13 protein-coding genes are annotated in these 19,101 nt (G+C 74.3%); 1 reads left to right on the top strand and 12 read right to left on the bottom strand.

The window, feature by feature from the left end:
* Positions 1–32: 32 nt before the first annotated feature.
* The 9 genes from T328_RS26445 to nsdA form a co-directional block, all read right to left on the bottom strand.
* Entirely contained in the window at positions 33–272 is a 240-nt protein-coding gene (locus tag T328_RS26445) for an RNA-binding protein (protein WP_407561455.1), read from the bottom strand.
* Positions 273–274: 2 nt separating this feature from the next.
* The gene (rpsP, locus tag T328_RS26440; RefSeq protein ID WP_496498680.1) at positions 275–793 is read right to left on the bottom strand and encodes a 30S ribosomal protein S16; all 519 of its coding nucleotides are present in this window, start codon (positions 791–793) and stop codon (positions 275–277) included.
* A gap of 389 nt (positions 794–1,182) precedes the next feature.
* On the bottom strand, positions 1,183–1,773 hold the full coding sequence (locus T328_RS26435; RefSeq protein ID WP_407561454.1) for a hypothetical protein: 591 nt from the start codon (positions 1,771–1,773) through the stop codon (positions 1,183–1,185).
* Between the two features lie 240 nt (positions 1,774–2,013).
* Positions 2,014–3,441 carry a proline--tRNA ligase gene (gene proS, locus T328_RS26430; protein ID WP_496498679.1) on the bottom strand — a complete coding sequence of 476 codons (1,428 nt, stop codon included), beginning with the start codon at positions 3,439–3,441 and terminating at the stop codon, positions 2,014–2,016.
* A gap of 106 nt (positions 3,442–3,547) precedes the next feature.
* Positions 3,548–5,095 (bottom strand): signal recognition particle protein, encoded by a 1,548-nt coding sequence (gene ffh / locus T328_RS26425; protein ID WP_496498678.1) that lies wholly within the window; start codon positions 5,093–5,095, stop codon positions 3,548–3,550.
* Positions 5,096–5,300: 205 nt separating this feature from the next.
* Entirely contained in the window at positions 5,301–8,576 is a 3,276-nt protein-coding gene (locus tag T328_RS26420; RefSeq protein ID WP_496498677.1) for a [protein-PII] uridylyltransferase, read from the bottom strand.
* Positions 8,577–8,793: 217 nt separating this feature from the next.
* Entirely contained in the window at positions 8,794–9,132 is a 339-nt protein-coding gene (locus T328_RS26415; protein ID WP_496498676.1) for a P-II family nitrogen regulator, read from the bottom strand.
* On the bottom strand, positions 9,129–10,454 hold the full coding sequence (locus T328_RS26410; protein ID WP_496498675.1) for an ammonium transporter: 1,326 nt from the start codon (positions 10,452–10,454) through the stop codon (positions 9,129–9,131). The genes T328_RS26415 and T328_RS26410 overlap by 4 nt, the downstream gene beginning before the upstream one ends.
* Positions 10,455–10,700: 246 nt before the next feature.
* Positions 10,701–12,221: a transcriptional repressor NsdA gene (gene nsdA / locus T328_RS26405; protein ID WP_496498674.1), complete on the bottom strand. Its 1,521-nt coding sequence runs from the start codon at positions 12,219–12,221 to the stop codon at positions 10,701–10,703.
* 402 nt (positions 12,222–12,623) lie between these two features.
* On the opposite strand from nsdA, the gene T328_RS26400 reads away from it, so the two are divergent.
* On the top strand, positions 12,624–13,328 hold the full coding sequence (locus T328_RS26400) for a bifunctional DNA primase/polymerase (RefSeq protein WP_496498673.1): 705 nt from the start codon (positions 12,624–12,626) through the stop codon (positions 13,326–13,328).
* A gap of 131 nt (positions 13,329–13,459) precedes the next feature.
* Here the strand turns inward: T328_RS26400 and ftsY are convergent, their stop codons facing one another.
* The 3 genes from ftsY to T328_RS26385 form a co-directional block, all read right to left on the bottom strand.
* On the bottom strand, positions 13,460–14,683 hold the full coding sequence (gene ftsY, locus T328_RS26395) for a signal recognition particle-docking protein FtsY (protein WP_496498672.1): 1,224 nt from the start codon (positions 14,681–14,683) through the stop codon (positions 13,460–13,462).
* A 194-nt stretch (positions 14,684–14,877) separates the two neighbouring features.
* On the bottom strand, positions 14,878–18,450 hold the full coding sequence (gene smc / locus T328_RS26390; RefSeq protein ID WP_496498671.1) for a chromosome segregation protein SMC: 3,573 nt from the start codon (positions 18,448–18,450) through the stop codon (positions 14,878–14,880).
* 243 nt (positions 18,451–18,693) lie between these two features.
* Positions 18,694–18,894: a hypothetical protein gene (locus T328_RS26385; RefSeq protein WP_018839639.1), complete on the bottom strand. Its 201-nt coding sequence runs from the start codon at positions 18,892–18,894 to the stop codon at positions 18,694–18,696.
* Positions 18,895–19,101: the final 207 nt, after the last annotated feature.

Here is a 19,101-nt window from a genome sequence, read left to right as displayed (position 1 = left end):
GTTCCGCTGCGCCGCCGCCGTGCGGCGGCGGGTTAGCGGACCTGGTCCACGTCGACGAGGTCGACGCGGATGCCCCGGCCGCCGAGCGCGCCGACGACGGTGCGCAGGGAGCGGGCCGTACGGCCGTTGCGGCCGATGACCTTGCCGAGGTCCTCGGGGTGCACCCGGACCTCCAGCACCCGCCCGCGGCGCAGGTTGCGCTCGCTGACCTCGACCTCGTCGGGGTTGTCGACGATGCCCTTCACCAGGTGCTCAAGGGCTTCTTCGAGCATCGTCAGGCCCCGGCGGGCTCGGCGTCGGCCTTCTTCTCGGCCTTGTCAGCCTTGTCAGCCTTCTCGGCCTTGTCGGTCTTCTCAGCCTTCTCGGCCTTTTCAGCCTTGTCGGCCTTTTCAGCCTTGTCGGCCTTTTCAGCCTTCTTCGCCTTGGGAGTCACCGCGTCGCCCTTGGGCTCGTCGGCGGCGTCCTTGGCCGCGGCCTCGAAGAGGGCACGCTTGTCGGCCTTCGGCTCCGGGACCTTCATCGGCTCGGGCGCCGGCAGGCCCTTGAACTTCTGCCAGTCGCCGGTGACCTTGAGGATGGCGAGCACCGGTTCGGTCGGCTGCGCGCCGACACCCAGCCAGTACTGCGCCCGCTCCGAGTCGACCTCGATGCGCGAGGGGTTCTGGACCGGGTGGTACAGCCCGATCTCCTCGATGGCCCGGCCGTCACGGCGGGTGCGCGAGTCGGCGACGACGATGCGGTAGTGCGGCGACCGGATCTTGCCCAGCCGCTTCAGCTTGATCTTGACTGCCACGGGAGTGGTGTCTCCTGAAGTTGACGTGATTGGGCGGTCCGAGGTGCTGCGTGGGGTTGCAGTGCCCTGGCGCCCGATGGACGCGCCAGCCGGAGGAGAGAGGGTTCCTGTGCGGCTGTCGAGTTCAGCTGACCATTGTGCCACACGGTCCCGACGCCCCGCCCGCCCCGCCCGCGCCGTCGCACGCCTCGTACCGCCCGCCGGTGCCCGCGAGGGCGCCGCCCGGTCGGGCGGTTGCGCGACGTCCCCGTACGGGGCGGCCCACGCCGCTTCAGGTGGCCGCCCCGGCGATCCGGCCGGCGGTCCGCCGGCGCGCGTACGGGATCGGATCGCGGATCAGGGGGAGGGATTCGGCGAGCGGGTTCGACGATCGGGAGCGCGGGCGGGGGTCAGGCCGCCGCGGCGGTCTCCGGGATGCGGAACGGCTTGCCGCAGCCGCCGCACACGATCGGGGCCTGGGCCAGGACCGACGGCACGACGCGGACGTTCCGTCCGCAGTCGCATACGGCCTTCACCCGCACACCACCGCCCGACGACCCGTGCCGGGCCGCGGGACCGCGGAAGCTGCGCGGGCTGTCGGCGGCGGTGGCCGCGTCGTGCGCCCGCAGCGCCTTGCGGAGGCGCTCGCCAGCCGCGCGGTACCGCTTCTTGGCGGCCGGGGTGAGGGTGACCAGGGAAAACCCGCTGCTGGGGTGGGGCTCGTCGGGGTGGTCGAGGCCCAGCTCCTCCGCGATGGCGAGGAAACGTCTGTTGTGGTAGCGGCCGGCCCGGGAGGTGTCCCTGACCCCGCGGGCTGCGGCAATGCCGTGAACGGCTTCGTGCAGGAGTCTCTCGAAGGACAGCTCCGCCCCGCAGGCGGACGAGGACTCCCCGATCAGTGATTCCGGCGCGGCGAGGTCCGGCAGCTCGGGGTGGTGCCGCTGAATCTCGGCCCACGCGGCTGCCAGCTCCGCGGCAAGTACAAGTGGTGTCGTGCTCACGTCGGGACTAACGAGCGGGACGCCTTCGGTGTTCCGATTCCCGGCATCCCAAATAATTTGCATCTACCCGTCAGTTCACGATGATGCGGTTGGGAGGGGGCGCTTGCACAGATCTGTGAAGGTTCGCCGCATAAACGATCAGGTCACAACAAAGTTGTACGTGACCGCTTGTGCACCGTCATGCACCCTTCGCGCCCTGCGTTCCGGCCGCGTCCTCCGGCGGCCCGAAACCCGCGGCGGTCAGTACGCCCGGGCGACGACCGCGAGCGTACCGGGCTCGTCGTCAGCCCCCGGCACCGCCCCATCCGCCGTGACCAGACAGCGCACCGACACGGCCTGCTCCGCCAGCTTCGCCTCGCCCTCGGGGCCGAGGTCCGCCCACGGGATACGGGCCCAGCCGCCGGACACCGCCGCCTCGGCCGCCTCGGCGACCGTACGCACGTCCGTCGTCCGCTCCTCACGCATTCGACGTGACTCGCGCAGCAACCGTTCCTGATCCTCTTCAAGAATTTTCGGCAGCAGCCCCGCGCGCTCGTCGAGCAGGGCGTCGAGCGCCACCGGCTCCTTGGTGCCGGGCACGCGCCGGACCAGCGTCGCCGTGCCGGCGGCCAGGTCGCGCGGGCCGATCTCGACGCGTACGGGCACGCCCTTCAGCTCCCAGTCCACCGCCCGCCGGCCGAAGGGGACGTCGACGCGGTCGTCCACGTGGACCCGTACGCCGGCGGCGACCAGCCGGTCGCCGGCCTCGCGCACCTTGGCGAGCACGTCCCCGTCGCCCTTCACGGCCAGCACGACGGCCTGCACGGGCGCGAGCCGCGGCGGGACGCGCAGTCCGTCGTCGTCGCCGTGCACCATGATCATGCCGCCGACCATGCGGGTCGTGGAGCCCCAGGAGGTCTGCCACACGTGCTCGCGGGTGCCGTCCGCGGTGAGGTACCGCGTGCCGAAGGCCCTGGCGAAGTTCTGGCCCAGCTCGTGGCTGGTGCCCATCTGCAGCGCTTTGCCATCGCGCATCATCGCTTCGAGGGTCAGGGTGTTGAGTGCGCCGGCGAACCGCTCGGCGGCGGTCTTGCGGCCCGGGAGCACGTCGACCGCGAGCACGTTCACCATGAAGTCGGCGTACACGTCGCGCTGGATACGGGCCGCGTAGTCGCGCGCTTCCTCGTACGTCGCGTGGGCGGTGTGCCCTTCCTGCCAGAGGAACTCCGTCGTGCGCAGGAACATGCGCGGCCGCAGCTCCCAGCGCACCACGTTGGCCCACTGGTTGATCAGCAGCGGCAGGTCGCGGTAGCTCTGCACCCACTTGGCGAAGTAGTCGTTGACGATCGTCTCGGAGGTGGGCCGGACCACGACCGGCTCCTCCAGCTCCTTGCCGCCGGCGTGGGTGACGACGGCCAGCTCGGGCGCGAAGCCCTCGACGTGCTCGGCCTCCCTGGCCAGGTAGGACTGCGGGATGAAGAGCGGGAAGTACGCGTTCTGCGCGCCCGCCGCCTTGATCCGGTCGTCCATCTCCCGCTGCGTCCGCTCCCACAGCCCGTACCCGTACGGTCGGATGACCATCGTGCCGCGCACCGGACCGTTGTCGGCCAGCTCGGCCTTGGTGATCAGGTCCTGATACCAGCGCGGGAAGTCGTCCGCCTGGGGGGTGAGTACGGGTGCCTTTGCCATGGCGGAGATCGTAGGGGCTGGCCGCGGGCCGCAGATACTCGTTTACGACGGACGCCGGCGGCCCGCGCGGCCAGAGCCGTCAGAGCCGTCAGAGCCGTCAGAGCCGTCAGAGCAGCTTCTTGAACTCCTCCGGCAGCTCGAAGTCCTGCGGAGCCTGATCCGCGCCGCCGCCGAACGGGCTGCCCGCGGCGGCGGCCCGGCGCTCGGCCGCGGCCTGCTCGTCGGCCTTGCGCTTCATCGGATTGCCGCTGCGCTGGCGCCCCTTGGCCTTCTTCTGCTGCTTGCCCTTGCGCTTGCCGCCGACCGCGCCCGGCATACCGGGCATGCCCGGCACCCCCGGCATGCCGCCGCCCTGGGCCATCTTCGACATCATCTTGCGCGCCTCGAAGAACCGCTCCACCAGGCCCTTCACCGCGCTCACCTCGACACCGGAACCGCGCGCGATACGGGCCCGGCGCGAGCCGTTGATGATCATCGGGTCGTGGCGCTCGCCCGGCGTCATCGACTTGATGATCGCGGCGGTACGGTCCACGTCCCGCTCGTCGAGGTTGTTGATCTGCTCCTTCATCTGGCCCATGCCGGGCATCATGCCGAGCAGCTTGGAGATGGAGCCCATCTTGCGGACCTGCTCCATCTGCGCCAGGAAGTCGTCGAGCGTGAACTCCTTCGGCCCCTTCGCCAGCTTGGCCGCCAGCTTCTCGGCCTCTTGCTGGGTGAAGGTCTGCTCCGCCTTCTCGATCAGCGACAGCATGTCGCCCATGCCGAGGATGCGGGACGCCATGCGGTCCGGGTGGAACGCGTCGAAGTCGTCCAGCTTCTCGCCGTTGGAGGCGAACATGATCTGCTTGCCGGTGACCTGCGCGATCGACAGCGCGGCGCCGCCGCGGGCGTCGCCGTCGAGCTTGGAGAGCACGACGCCGTCGAAGCCGACGCCGTCGCGGAACGCCTCCGCGGTGCTGACGGCGTCCTGGCCGATCATCGCGTCGACGACGAAGAGGATCTCGTCGGGGCCGACCGCGTCCCGGATGTCGGCGGCCTGCTGCATCATCTCGGCGTCGACGCCGAGGCGGCCCGCGGTGTCGACGATGACGACGTCGTACTGCTTGTCGCGGGCGTGCGTGAGGGAGTCCTTCGCGACCCGGACCGGGTCGCCGACGCCGTTGCCCGGCTCGGGGGCGAAGACGGCGACGGACGCGCGCTCGCCGACGACCTGCAACTGGTTGACGGCGTTGGGGCGCTGGAGGTCGGCGGCGACGAGCATGGGCGTGTGGCCCTGGCCCGCCAGCCACTTGCCGAGCTTGCCGGCGAGGGTCGTCTTGCCCGCGCCCTGCAGGCCCGCGAGCATGATCACGGTCGGCGGGGTCTTGGCGAACCGGAGCCTACGGGTCTCGCCGCCGAGGATGCCGACGAGCTCCTCGTTGACGATCTTGATGACCTGCTGGGCGGGGTTGAGCGCCTGGGAGACCTCCGCGCCGAGCGCGCGGTCCTTGACCTGCTTGATGAAGGCCCGTACGACGGGCAGCGCGACATCCGCCTCCAGGAGGGCGACGCGGATCTCCCGCGCGGTCGCGTCGATGTCCGCCTCGGAGAGCCGGCCTTTCCCGCGGAGGGTCTTGAACGTACTCGCCAGGCGGTCGGAAAGAGTGTCGAACACGGCGCTCGTCGGTCCTCAGGTCGGGGGTGGAGGCAATCGCGCTCTCTAGGGTATCCGGCGCGCGAAACAAACACCCTCGCCAGGGGCAAGCCCGGGCGAGGGCGGCATCCCCGCGGCACACCACCGCGTCGGCGGAGAGCGCATCGGGCGGCAGCGCACCCTGCGGATCGCCGCCGCCGGGCAGGCCGTAGAAGTCACGCTCGGCTCAACTCAGCGCCGCCTCCACCGCAAGCGCCAGCTCTCCGGCCTCCGGATCGGCGAGCGGGCGGCTGGCGGCGTCGGTGACGTAGAAGGCGTCGACGGCGTTGGCGCCGAGGGTGCTGACGTACGCGCCGCGCACCTGCACGCCGGCCGCCTCCAGCGCGCGGCCGATGCGGTGCAGCAGGCCGGGGGCGTCCTGGGCGCGGACCTCGATGACGGTGGCGACCTGGGAGCTGCCCGGTGCGACGGTCACGCGGGGCGGCGGGGCCGGGGTGCCGCGGCGGCGGGGGCGGTACGCCTTCTCCCTCTCGGCGAGCCGGGCGGGGACGTCGAGGGTGCCGTCGAGGACGCGCACGAGGTCGGCGCGGAGGCGGTCGGCGGCGGGGAGGGAGCCGTACTCGGCGGCGACGCGCCAGTTGAGGAGGAGGACGTGCGGGGCGGCGCCGGGGTCGGCGGGGGTGGAGCCGGCGGCGTCGGGGCCGGCCGGGGCGGTGGTGGGTGCCGGGGCCCGCGGCGCGGGCGAGTCGTCGGCGACGCCCGGGGGCAGCCGCAGGGGGCGCAGCTCGGCGGTGCGTACGGTCAGCCGGTGCAGCGCCAGCACGCCCGCGAGCGCCGGCAGCACGCCCGGCCGGTCGGGGACGGCCACGAGCAGCTCCACGCCCAGCGGCAGGGTGCCGGCGTCTTCCGTACCGCCCGCGTCCACGCCTGCGCCCGCGTCCACGCCTGCGCCCGAGTCCGCTTGCACGGCTGTGCCCGCGCCCGGCTCCGCCGCCGGCGGCGGCTCCTCGGTCCTGGCGCGCACCGTCAGCGCCGGTCCGCGCGTACGCCACGCCTCGACCGCCAGCCGCTCCTCCTCCGCGCCCGGCGCCCGGTCGGCCCGCTCCCCCGCCGCCGCGCCGACCGGCTCGCCGGCCAGCGCACCGCCGACCCGTCCGGCCAGGTCGGCGACCAGCGAGGCCCGCCAGGCGCTCCACGCCGCCGGCCCGGTGGCCAGCGCGTCGGCCTCGGTGAGCGCGTGCAGCAGCTCCAGCGTGCCGCGCCCGCCGACGGCGTCGGCCACGAGCCGTACGGTCGCGGGGTCGTCCAGGTCGCGCCGGGTGGCGGTCTCCACGAGCAGCAGGTGGTGACGGACGAGGGCGGCGACGACGTCGACGTCGGCGGCGGGGAAGCCGATGCGCCGGGCCATGTCCCGGGCGATGGTCTCGCCGGTGACGCTGTGCCCGCCCGGGCCGCCGGGCCAGCCCTTGCCGATGTCGTGCAGCAGCGCGGCGACCAGCAGTAGATCCGGCCGGCCGACGCGGCGGGTGAGCGCCGCGGCCCGTACCGCCGTCTCGACGAGATGGCGGTCGACGGTCCAGCGGTGCACGGGGTTGCGCTGCGGGCGGCAGCGCACCCGCTCCCAGTCGGGCAGCAGCCGGGTGATGAACCCCTCCGCCTCCAGGCTCTCCCACACCGGCACCGTGGCCTCGCCGGCCCCGAGCAGCGTCACCAGCTGCTCGCGCGCCTCGTCCGGCCACGGTACGGGCAGCGGCGGCGCCTGCGCCGCCAGCAGCCGTACGGCGTGCAGCGACAGCGGCAGCCCCGCCTGCGCGGCGGCGGCAGCGGCACGCAGCGGCAGCACGGGGTCGCGGGCGGGACGCGCGGTACGAGCGAGGACGACCTCGCCGTCCTGTTCGACGACGCCCTCGGCGAGCGGGGTGCGCTCCGCGGGGTCGCGCTGCGCGGAGCGGGGGGAGGCGCCGAGGAGACTCCGCAGGCGGGCGGTGCCGCGCCGGCCGCCGCGGGCGCGCAGCACGCGGTCGACCTCGCGCCAGGTGACGTCGGTGGCGTACGCGATGGTGCGCGCGGCCTCGTAGACCTCGCGCAGCAGGGTGTCGGAGTCGAGCAGGCCGAGGGCGCCGGCGACCTGGTCCTGCTCCTGCAGCGCGAGGCGGTCGGTGGCGCGGCCGGTGGTCAGGTGCAGCGCGTCGCGGGTGTCGAGGAGCCGGGCGCGGGCGCGGTCCAGGCCCGCGCGGGGGGCGTCGGCGAGCCAGGAGGCGGCGACGGCGCGCAGGGTGGTGGCGTCACGGAGGCCGCCGCGGGCCTCCTTCAGGTCCGGCTCCAGCAGGAACTGCAGCTCACCGTGGCGCTCGGCGCGCTCCCGGCCCAGCTCGCGCAGCTCGGGGAGCCGGCGGGCGGCGCGGTTGCGCCAGTCGGCGAAGACGGCGGTGCGCAGCGCGGCGGTGAGCGCGGCGTCGCCGGCGACGTGGCGGGCGTCGAGCAGGCCGAGGGTGACCTTGAGGTCCTCGCCGGCGGTCTTGAGCGCCTCGGCGGGGGTGCGGACGGAGTGATCGAGGGCGAGGCCCATGTCCCAGACGGGGTACCAGAGGCGGTCGGCGAGTGCGGCGAGTGCGCCGGGGCGGAGGGAGCCGTCGTGGAGGAGCAGCAGGTCGAGGTCGCTGCGCGGGGACAGCTCACCGCGCCCGTAGCCGCCGACGGCGACGAGGGCCACGCCACGCGGGCCGCGGGCGCCGCCGGTTCCGCGGACGGCACCGGGTCCGTGGGGGCCGCGGTCGGCACGGGTTCCGCGGGCGTCGTCGGGCGCGGGGGTGCCGCCGGCGTCACCGGGCATGCGCAACTCGGGTGCACCGGTGGGCCGGTGGGGTCCGCGGGCATCGCCGGCCTCGCCGAACCCGCCGGTGTCACCGGGCTCGTGAGGTTCGCGGGCCCCGCCCGATCCGCCGGGCCCCTCGCCGCCGGTCGCCCCGTGGAGCAGGCCGGCGAGCCACCGGTCGGTGGCCCGGGCCAGCGCGGCACGCCGCTCCGTGCCGCCCTCGGCGCGGAGCAGCCGCACCCGCGTCGCGGCGTACGTCTCCTCGGCCTGCGGCGCCCCGGATTCGCCGGATTCACCGGATTCCGGTACGAAGGACGCCACGCCGCCCGCCGGTTGCACTCCGTCCGCTCCGGCCGACGGTACGAGCCCGGCCACGGGTGCGTCACCGGGACCGCGCCGCGCACTCGCCTGCACACCGGCCGCGCGCTTGCCCGGCCCGGTACCGGCGGGCGCCGAGCCGGCCACGCTCCGCTCCGCCGAAGTCTCGGCCGCGGGCCCTCCCACCGCGTCCCGCCGGTCCGCCCCGCCGGGCACCGTCAGCGCCGCGGGCGCGAGCGCATCTCTGCGGCGCTCACGCGGTGGTGCCCCGGCGACCGTCTCGGCCGACGCCGACGCCGTCGCCGACGCCCCGCCGGCGAGGCCGTCCGACTGCGCGGCCTCCGCGGTCGGCGTCTGCGCCCGCGCCACGGGCGCAGGCGCCGACGCGCCCCGCGAGGACCCCCCGGCACCCGCCGCGGTCCCGGACTCCCCCGGTTCCCCGCCCGCGGGCGCGGGCTCCCCCTGCTGTCCGCCCGGCTGCTGTCGCCCGGTGTCCGTCACCCACGTACTCCCGCCAGTTGGTCCGCCCGCGGCCGGCCCGCCGCGTCGCGGGGCCGGCCGCGGGCGGGGGTCGCCGACCGCGAGGTCAGAGCGCGTCGGGGCCGCGCTCGCCCGTCCGTACCCGTACCGCCGTGTCGACCGGTACGCTCCACACCTTGCCGTCGCCGATCTTGCCGGTCCGCGCGGCCTTCACCACGACATCCACCAGCTCCTCGGCGTCGTCGTCCGACACCAGCACCTCGATCCGCACCTTCGGTACGAGGTCGACGGTGTACTCCGCGCCCCGGTATACCTCGGTGTGGCCGCGCTGCCTGCCGTAGCCGCTGGCCTCCGTGACCGTCAGCCCCTGCACCCCGAAGGCCTGCAGGGCCTCCTTGACCTCGTCCAGCCGGTGCGGCTTGATCACTGCCGTGATGAGCTTCACGCGTCCACCTTCTTCTCCGCGGCCGTAGCCGCCCTCTCCGTGCCCGTCGCCTGACCGCCCACCGCCGCCGGCGCCGCGGCCACCGACGCGGCCGAGCCGACGCCGCTGAAGTCGTACGCGCTCTCCGCGTGCTGCGACTGGTCGACGCCCGCGAGCTCCTCGTCCTCTCCGACCCGGAAGCCCACCAGCCGGTCGATGCCCTTGGCAAGCAGCCAGGTGACGACGAACGTGTACACGAGCACCACGCCCGCGCCGGCCGCCTGCCGGCCGAGCTGCTCCAGCCCGCCGCCGTAGAACAGGCCGATGTCGTCGATGGCGAAGAAGCCGACCGCCAGCGTGCCGACGATCCCGCCGACGAGGTGGACGCCGACGACGTCGAGCGAGTCGTCGTAGCCCAGCTTGTACTTCAGGCCCACGGCCCAGGCGCAGACGACGCCGGCGATGATCCCGATGGCCAGGGCGCCCATGGCGTTCACGGACGCGCCGGAGGGAGTGATCGCCACCAGGCCGGCGATGGCGCCGGAGGCCGCGCCGAGCATGGTGATGGAGCCGTGGCGCACTTTCTCGTAGATCAGCCAGCCGACGACCGCGGCGCCCGTGGCGACCTGTGTGTTGAGGAGCATCGTCGCGGCGATGCCGTCGGCGGCCAGCTCGGAGCCGGCGTTGAAGCCGAACCAGCCGAACCACAGCAGCCCGGCGCCCAGCAGCACGAAGGGCAGGTTGTGCGGCCGCATCGGGTCCTTCTTGAAGCCGATGCGCTTTCCTACGACCAGGACGGCGGCCAGCGCCGCGACCCCGGCGTTGATGTGCACGGCGGTGCCGCCGGCGAAGTCGATGGCCTTGATGTCGCCGTTGAGGCCGATGAAGCCCTCGGGGCCCCAGACCCAGTGGGCGACGGGGAAGTAGACGACCGTGACCCACAGGGCGACGAACAGGGCCCAGGCGGTGAACTTCACCCGGTCCGCGAGGGCGCCGCTGATCAGGGCCGGGGTGATGATGGCGAACATCAGCTGGAACGCCGCGAACGCCAGCACCGGGATGCCCTCGTCACCTCCCGTCAGCGTGTCGGGGGTGATCTCCGCCAGCCCGGCGTGGTCGAGGTTGCCGAGGACGCCTCCGCCGATGTCGTCGCCGAAGGTGAGGCTGTAGCCGTAGAGGACCCACAGGATGCTGACGATGCCCAGCGAGATGAAGCTCATCATCAGCATGTTCAGGGTGCTTTTGACCCGCACCATGCCCCCGTAGAAGAAGGCAAGACCGGGCGTCATCAACATGACCAGCGCCGCGCTGATCAGGACGAATGCGGTATCAGCGCCATTCAACGTCGCGTCTCCTCTGCGTGCGGCCCATGCGGTATGAGGTGTGCGGGCCGGAATGCGCAAGAGGCTGGCGCAGCGGGGTTTCCGCCACCGCCCCCCGGTGTTTCGAGGGTGTGACGAAGGCCGCGGGGGTGTTACGGGGCTGTGAACTCCCCGCGGGCCCGCGGCGGCGCGGTTACTCTCGGCCGCACCACGGGGGCGGCCCGTCCGGGGGACGGGCCGGGTGGCCTGGAAGCCGCGGGCCCGGACTCAGCCGGCGGCTTCCAGGTTCTCCGGCAGCTCGCGGGCGAGCCGGTCGGCGAGGTCGGCGACCTCGCCGACCTCGCCGTAGCGGCGCACGGCGGTGTCGACGGTCTTGCGCAGCCGGGTGTTGACCCGCTCAGAGCGCACCTGGCGGGCCACCGTGAGGGCCTCGCCGGCGCTCAGGGCGCACCGCTCGGGCTGCTCCTCCAGCAGGTGGACGGTGGCCAGGCCGACGAGGTTCAGCGCGTACGAGCGGCGGTGCTCGGCGTCGGCGGCGAACAGCTCGACGGCGCGCGCCATGACGGGCCGGGCGAGGGCGGCGTATGTGGGGCTGCGGCCGGCGACGTACGCGAGGTCGCGGTAGGAATGGGCGTTCTCACTGTTCAGCTCGGCCTCGGAGAAGAAGCGGATCCAGTCGGGCTCGGGCCGGCCGGGGTCGATCTCGGTGAAGCAGTCCTCGGCCATGCGGACGGCGCGGTGGCAGCGGTCGGGGCGGCCGAGGTTGGCGTACGCGCGGGCCTCCATCGCATACAGCATCGACTGGGTACGGGCCGTGGCGCTGTCGCGGCTGCCGTACTGCGCGAGGTGGATCAGCTCCAGGGCGTCGTCGGCGCGGCCGAGGTGGATCATCTGGGGGGCCATGCTGGACAGGACGTACGCGCCGAGGGGCCGGTCGCCGGCCTCCTTGGCGGCGTGCAGGGCGAGGACGAAGTACTTCTGGGCGGTGGGCTGGAGGCCCACGTCGTAGCTCATCCAGCCGGCGAGCTGGGAGAGTTCGGCGGTGATACGGAACAGCCGCCCGGCGACGGCGGGCGGGTGCGGCTCCTGCAGCAGGTCCGTGATCTCGTGCAGCTGGCCGACGACGGCCTTGCGGCGCAGGCCGCCGCCGCACTGGGCGTCCCACTGGCGGAACTTGGCGGTGGTGGTCTCCAGCAGGTCCAGCTCGGGGCCGGAGAGGGCGACGGGGCCGGGCGGGGCGCCGCCGGGCGCGGCGGAGGCGGCAGCGGCAGGGGCGGGGGCCGCGGGGCCGGTGGGGGGCTGCGCCAGCCAGCGCTGCATGGGCTCGACGAGGACGGGGCCCGCGGCGACGTTCAGCGAGGTGCCGAGGAAGCCGCGGCGGGCGAGCATGAGGTCGCTGCGGGAGAACTCGCTGATCTGCTCGACGGTCTCCTCGGCCGTCCAGGGCAGGTCGATGCCGGAGACCGCGGGGCGAGGGCGGGCGGCGTGCAGACCGAGCTGGTCGACGCCCACGACACAGCCGAAGCGCTCGGAGAACAGCTCGGAGAGGATCCGCGGGATCGGCTCGCGCGGCTGCTCGCCGTCGAGCCAGCGGCGGACGCGGGAGGTGTCGGTGCTGATGTGGTGCGCGCCGAGCCGGCGGGCCCGGCGGTTGACCTGGCGGGCCAGCTCGCCCTTGGACCAGCCACTGCGCATGAACCAGGAAGTCAGCTCCTCGTTGGGGCTCTTGCCCGCGCCGGTGGCGCCGGTACGGCTGCCGCCCGTGCCGTCCAACTCCAACGCCCCCATCCCGCCTCGGCCGTCGTGGTGCCCCCGGATTATCCCCGGAACCGGAGCCCCCGAAGCCCGGGGGCAATTCCTGCCGTTGGCATATCCACATGTCGCATGCCGCCGCCGCTTGCACCGAAAGTAATCCTACGATCACCGTTTCGCGAGCGCGATCCCGGAAACGCCACCATTCGCCACCCCTACGAGTGAACGCCGCGTCTCGGACACGCGGTTGACTTGACGAGGGGCGACACCGCAACAGGCGGAGTGGTGTTCGGCCGGGCGCGCGCCGCGGGCCACGCTACCCCCTGGCGCGCCAGCACACCCCGGATGCACCTCCCCGACAACACAGTGTTACCAGCAAACTGCTGTGAGTGAGACAGGTGCGGTGACCAACCGCACCGGCGAGCAGTTGGAGGGGGCATGGGCTTCACGATCGGCGGCATCCGCGGCCGACGCGACATCGGCCGGCGCGACTTCGGATCCGTCCGGCGCGCCCGTACGTCCGCCGGACACGCGGCGACGGCCGTGGCGGAGTACACCGGGCTCTGGGGCTGGGACGTGCTGCCCGGCGCGCCCCTCGTGCGCGCCCCCGGCGGCGGGCGCGTCTGCTCCTGCGCGGCGGGCGCCGCCTGCCCCGCCCCCGGCGAGCATCCGCTGCCCGACGCCCGTCCCGTCCCCGCCGGCACCCCGCTGGACGAGGTGACCGACGCCTGGGCGGACACGCCCGCGGCCGCGGTGCTGCTCCCGGTGGGCCGGGCGTTCGACGCCCTGGAAGTCAGCGCCGTCGCCGGCCGGCGGGCGCTGCCCCGGCTGGAGCGCATGGGGCTGCCGCTCGGCCCGGTCAGCGCCACCCCGGACGGTCGGGCGCACTTCTTCGTCGCCCCCGGCGCCGCCGCCGAGCTGCCCCGGCTGCTGTACCGCATGGGCTGGGACGGCGCCCGGCTCGACCTGCGCTGCCTGGGCCGCGGCGACCATCTGCTCGCCCCGCCCTGCGACCTGCGCGGCCTCGGACCCGTGCGCTGGCTGCGCCCGCCCACGCTGGACACGGCGGGCGGCCCGCCGCCGGCGCGGCTCCTGCTGGGCACGCTGGCGTACGCACAGAGCTGCTGGCTGCGCTCCGGCTGACGCCGGCGCCGCGCTTCGTCGCCGGCCGCCGAGGCGTGCCGTGCCCGTGCCGTGCGGTGCCCCGCCGAGCCCTGCCCGCCGACCCCTGCCCCGCCAAGCCCTGCCGTGCCGCGACCGGGCCAGCGCTCGGCTCAGTCGCCGACCAGCGCGTCCACGAACGCCTCGGGCTCGAACGGCGCCAGGTCGTCCGCGCCCTCGCCCAGGCCCACCAGCTTGACCGGCACGCCCAGCTCCCGCTGCACCGCGATCACGATCCCGCCCTTGGCCGTCCCGTCCAGCTTCGTCAACACCAGCCCGGTGATGTCCACGACCTCCGCGAAGACCCGCGCCTGCACCAGCCCGTTCTGCCCGGTGGTGGCGTCCAGTACGAGCAGCACCTCGCCGACCGGCCCGTGCTTCTCCACCACCCGCTTGACCTTGCCCAGCTCGTCCATGAGCCCGGTCTTGGTGTGCAGCCGCCCGGCGGTGTCGATGAGCGCCACGTCGGCGCCCTCGGCGACGGCCTCCTTCACCGCGTCGTACGCGACGGACGCCGGGTCCCCGCCCTCCGGCCCGCGTACGGTACGGGCGCCGACCCGCTCGCCCCACGTCTGCAGCTGGTCGGCGGCGGCGGCCCGGAAGGTGTCGGCGGCGCCGAGCACCACGGACTTGCCGTCGGCGACGAGCACCCGGGCGAGCTTGCCGGTGGTGGTGGTCTTGCCGGTGCCGTTCACGCCGACGACCAGCACGATGCCCGGCACCTCGGCGCCCTCGGGGCCGACGGACTCGGCGGTGTGCACCGTCCGGTCGGCGTCCGTGCCGACCAGCGCCAGCAGCTCCTCGCGCAGCAGCGTGCGCAGCTCCTCCGGCGTGCGCGTACCGAGCACCCTGACGCGCTCGCGTAGCCGCTCCACCAGCTCCTGCGTCGGCTGTACGCCGACGTCGGCGGTGAGCAGCGTGTCCTCGATCTCCTCCCAGGTGTCCTCGTCGAGGTGTTCGCGGGAGAGGAGGCCGAGCAGTCCCTTGCCGAGGGAGTTCTGCGAGCGGGCCAGCCGGGCGCGCAGCCGTACGAGCCGGCCCGCCGACGGCGCGGGGACCTCCGGCTCGGGCGGCGCCTCGACCGCGGGCGGCTCGGCGACGGCGGTGCCGACGGCGGCCGGGCCCTCGCCGGGCAGGCCCACCTCCTCGATGGTCCTGCGCTGCTCGTCGCCGGGCTCCCCCGCCTCGTCGCCGACCTGCGGCTCGGCGGGGGTCCGGGCGCCGGGCGACGGCGGCGGCGCGGGCAGCTGCTTCCGGCGGCGGGAGCCGACGACCAGGCCGCCCGCGGCGAGGACTGCGACGACGGCGATGGCGATGACGATGGCGATGATGTCCACGACCCCATCATCGCAGCCCTGCCGGGTGCTGTTCTGGCCGCCTTCCCAGGAAGCGGTCAGGGCTTGACCGTCACGAAGCTGCTCCGGCGGCAGAGTGAGAAGCCCTCTGCGGGCGGAGTCACAGCGCCTCCAGTATCGCGCGCGTGCGTGGGCGTAGATCCCCGGCCCTGGGCCGGGGCAGCCACGTCAATCGGTCAGCTGAGCCGCTGGCTGATCACCTTGGAGACCCCGTCGCCCTGCATCGAGACGCCGTACAGGACGTCCGCGACCTCCATCGTGCGCTTCTGGTGCGTGATCACGATGAGCTGCGAGGTCCGCTGCAGCTCCTGCATCAGCCGCACCAGGCGCTGCAGGTTGGTGTCGTCGAGCGCCGCCTCGACCTCGTCCATCACGTAGAACGGGCTCGGCCGGGCCATGAAGATCGCCACCAGCATCGCCACCGCCGTCAGCGACCGCTCGCCGCCGGACAGCAGCGACAGCCGCTTGACCTTCTTGCCCGGCGGGCGCGCCTCCACCTCCACGCCGGTGTTGAGCATGTCGTCCGGGTCGGTGAGGATCAGCCGGCCCTCGCCGCCGGGGAAGAGGCGGGAGAAGACGCCCTCGAACTCGCGGGCGGTGTCGTGGAAGGCGTCGGTGAAGACCTGCTCGACGCGCTCGTCGACCTCCTTGACCACCTGCAGCAGGTCGGCGCGGGTGCGCTTGAGGTCGTCGAGCTGCTCGGTGAGGAACTTGTGCCGCTCCTCCAGCGCCGCGAACTCCTCCAGCGCCAGCGGGTTGACCTTGCCGAGCCTGGTGTACGCGCGCTCCGCGGCCTTCAGCCGCTTCTCCTGCTCGGCCCGCGCGTACGGCCGCGGCCGGTTACGCGGGTGTTCGGGGTCCTCGGGCAGTTCCTCGCCCTCCGCCGGCAGCGACGGCGGCACGAGCTGGTCCGGCCCGTACTCCGCCACCAGGTCGGCCGGCTCGACGCCCAGCTCCTCCAGCGCCCGCCCCTCCAGCTGCTCGATGCGCAGCCGCTTCTCCGCGCCCAGCACCTCGCCGCGGTGGACGGAGTCCGTCAGCTTGTCCAGTTCGTCGGCCAGCTCGCGGGAGAGCCGGCGCTGCCGGCCGAGGTCCTGCTCGCGCTCGGCGCGCGCCCGCTCGGCGGCGGCGCGCTCCTCCTCGGCGCGGGCGAGGGAGACCTCGACGTGCGCGAGGAGCTGCCGGGCGCCGGCGGCGACCGCCGTGGCGACGGCCGCCTCGTGCCGCAGCCGGGCGCGGCGGCGCTCGGCGCGGGTGCGCGCCTCGCGCTCGGCGCGGGCGGCGCGGTCGAGTCCGTCGGCGCGGCCGGCGAGGCCCTTGACGCGCTCCTCGTGGGTACGGACCTGGAGCCTGGCCTCCATCTCGGTCTGCCGGGCGTTGGCACCGTCGGCGGCGAGCCGGTCCCGTACGGACGTATCGGAACCGTCGTCCCCGTCGTCGTCGGCGCCAGCCTCCTCCTCGGCGGTCTCCAGCTGCGCCGCCAGCTCCTCCGCCTCGGCGACGGCGCGGGCCAGGGCCTCCTCGGCGCGGGCCGCCGCGGCGGCGCTGCGCTCGGCCTCGCCGGCGGCGGCACGCGCCTGCCCGGCGAGCCGGCCCAGCTCGCCGGCGACGCGGGACTTCTCCCGGTCCGCGGTGCTGCGCCGGCCGCCCAGCTCCTCGACGAGCGCGGCGCACCCGGCGCGCCGGGCGACGGCGGTCTCCTGCCGCTCGCGCAGCTCCGCGCAGCGGGCGTCCAGCTCCGTCAGCTCCGCCGCCGCCTCGTCGACGGACGCCTGCACCTCCAGCAGGCTGGGGGCGCCGGCGGAGCCGCCGTGGGCGAAGTGGCCGCCGAAGACGTCGCCGTCGGCGGTGACGGCGGTCAGCTCGGGCCGGGCGGCGACGAGGTCCTCGGCGTCCTCCAGGGTGGCGACGTACACGGTACGGGCCAGCAGCCGGCGCACGGCGGGCAGCAGTTGGTCGGGGCCGGAGACGAGGGCGGCGAGGTGGCGGGCGCCGGGCGGGAGTGCGCCGTCGGGCTGCGGCTCGTACGGGGCGTCGCCGAGGAGCAGCGCGGCGCGACCGGCGTCGTGCTTGCGCAGCAGCCGCAGCGCGTCCGCCGCGGCGGCCGGGCCGGAGACGGCGAGGGCGTCGGCGGCGGCGCCGAGGGCGGCGGCGACGGCGACCTCGTACCCCGGGGCGACGGTGAGCAGTTCGGCGGCCGGGCCGAGCACGCCGGTCAGCTTGTCGCGCGCCTGCAGCAGGGTGCCGGTGCCATCCTTGCGGCGCAGCCCGAGGGCGAGCGCGTCGCGGCGGGCGGTGGTGGCGGCGCGGGCGCGCTCGGCCTCGGCGGCGGCGTCGCGGGCGGCGCCCAGCTCCGCCTCGGCGGCCTTCAAGGCGCTCTTCGCCGCCTCCTGCTCGGCGGCCAGTTCGCCGTCGTCCGCCGCCAGCCCGTCGACCTCGGCCTGCAGCGTCTCGTACGCCTCCTGCGCGCCGGCGGCCCGCTCCCGGGCCTCGTCGCGCGCGGTGGCGAGCCGGTCGATCTCGGCCTGCGCGGAGGCGGCACGACCGCGGGCGGCGGTGACCTTGCCGCTGAGCCGGGCGAGCCGCTCCCGGCGGTCGGCGACGGCGCGGGCGGCGTCCTTCAGCCGGCGCTCCTCGGCGGCGAGTTCCCGCTCCAACTCGGCGCGGTGGGCGACGGTGTCCTCCAGCGCCCGCTCCGCGGCCTCCAGGGCGGCTTCGAGTTCGGCCTCCTGCTGCCGGATGCGTTCGGCCTCGCGCTCCAGGTCCTCCGGGTCGCGCCCGCGGCGCTCTTCCTCGGGCGTGGCGGTGGCGTGCTTGGCGCGGGCGTCGGCGAGGCTGACGGTGCCGCGGACCCGCTCGGCGAGCTGGCCGAGTTCGTGCCAGGCGCCCTGCGCCTCGGTGAGCCGCGGGGTGAGGGCCCGCACCTGCTCCTCCAGGGCGGCCTCGCGGGTGCGGGCGGCGGCCAACTGGGCCTCGGCGGCCTCCTTGCGCTCCTTCAGCGCCGCCTCGTCGGCGATCTCGGCGGCGAGCGCCGCGCGCAGGGTGACGAGGTCGTCGGCGAGCAGCCGGAGCCGGGCGTCGCGCAGGTCGGCCTGGATGACGGCGGCGCGGCGGGCGACGGCGGCCTGCCGGCCGAGCGGCTTGAGCTGGCGGCGCAGTTCGTCGCTGAGGTCCTGGACGCGGGCGAGGTTGGCCTGCATCGCGTCCAGCTTGCGCAGCGCCTTCTCCTTGCGTTTGCGGTGCTTGAGGACGCCGGCTGCCTCCTCGATGAAGGCGCGGCGGCCGGAGGGGTCGGCGTGCAGGACGGAGTCGAGCTGGCCCTGGCCGACGATGACGTGCATCTCGCGGCCGATGCCGGAGTCGGAGAGCAGCTCCTGGATGTCGAGGAGGCGGCAGGTGTCGCCGTTGAGCTGGTATTCGCTGCCGCCGCTGCGGAACATCGTCCGGGTGATGGTCACTTCGGAGTAGTCGATGGGCAGCGCGCCGTCGGAGTTGTCGATCGTGAGCGAGACCTCGGCGCGGCCGAGCGGCGGCCGGCCGGTGGTCCCGGCGAAGATGACGTCCTCCATCTTGCCGCCCCGCAGGGACTTCGCCCCCTGCTCCCCCATCACCCAGGACAGCGCGTCCACCACATTGGACTTTCCCGAGCCGTTCGGACCGACGACACAGGTGATACCCGGCCCGAAGCGGAGGGTGGTGGCGGAGGCGAAGGATTTGAACCCCCGGAGCGTGAGGCCCTTCAAGTGCACTGGCGAACTCTCCTCCGCCGACGAAACATGTGCCCGAGACTCTATCGCGCAAGCCGGTTTCACTGGGTAACCGCCGGGGCACATCAATTACTGAGCATCACCCCGGTGCGCCGGCTTCGGGGGCGGGTTCCGTGCTCGGGGATCCGTAAGACCGTGGAGAAACGACGAAGGGACGCCGCTAAGCGTCCCTTGACAGTTATCTCAAGCGGTTGAGGTGCAGACCTGACGGAAGTTGCGGGAATGTCAGGTGAGCGCAGGCTCCGCCTGGGATACGTCGAGCAGTGACTCGCTGTTGTGAGCAGCGGCGGCGGCGAGCATATCGTTCTCGGCCTGGACGCGGACGAGCTCCGACTCCAGGTCCTGGACACGCTGCTGCAGCCGTCGCATCTCGGCGAGGAGTCGCGGGTCAGTGCCGCCGACGTAACCGAGAAGCGCCTTTGCCATGATTGAAGGTCCTCCACACTGAGTGACCGACCGAGCGGTGTGGGTCGTGAGGGATTCGCACCCGCGTGTCTGCCCATGGCACAAACAGCTAGGGTGCGCGGGGCTTCAAGCGTCTCACCAAATAGTTTGACGGTCAACACGATCACACCCCGCATCGGGCGCAGCCCCGGGAAATGCAGGCCGCGGGGGGCGGCGGGACCCGTCTGG

Source organism: Streptomyces sp. CNX435 (assembly GCF_059570575.1).
The sequence above is the reverse complement of the archived record's forward strand: the minus strand, read 5'-3'. Positions and strand labels throughout refer to the sequence as shown.

Excerpts from the sequence above, each read along its gene's own strand:
- T328_RS26445 (WP_407561455.1), bottom strand. The coding sequence starts at position 272 with ATGCTCGAAGAAGCCCTTGAGCACCTGGTGAAGGGCATCGTCGACAAC.
- proS (WP_496498679.1), bottom strand. The coding sequence starts at position 3,441 with ATGGCAAAGGCACCCGTACTCACCCCCCAGGCGGACGACTTCCCGCGC.
- nsdA (WP_496498674.1), bottom strand. The coding sequence starts at position 12,221 with ATGGGGGCGTTGGAGTTGGACGGCACGGGCGGCAGCCGTACCGGCGCC.
- T328_RS26400 (WP_496498673.1), top strand. The coding sequence starts at position 12,624 with ATGGGCTTCACGATCGGCGGCATCCGCGGCCGACGCGACATCGGCCGG.
- T328_RS26385 (WP_018839639.1), bottom strand. The coding sequence starts at position 18,894 with ATGGCAAAGGCGCTTCTCGGTTACGTCGGCGGCACTGACCCGCGACTC.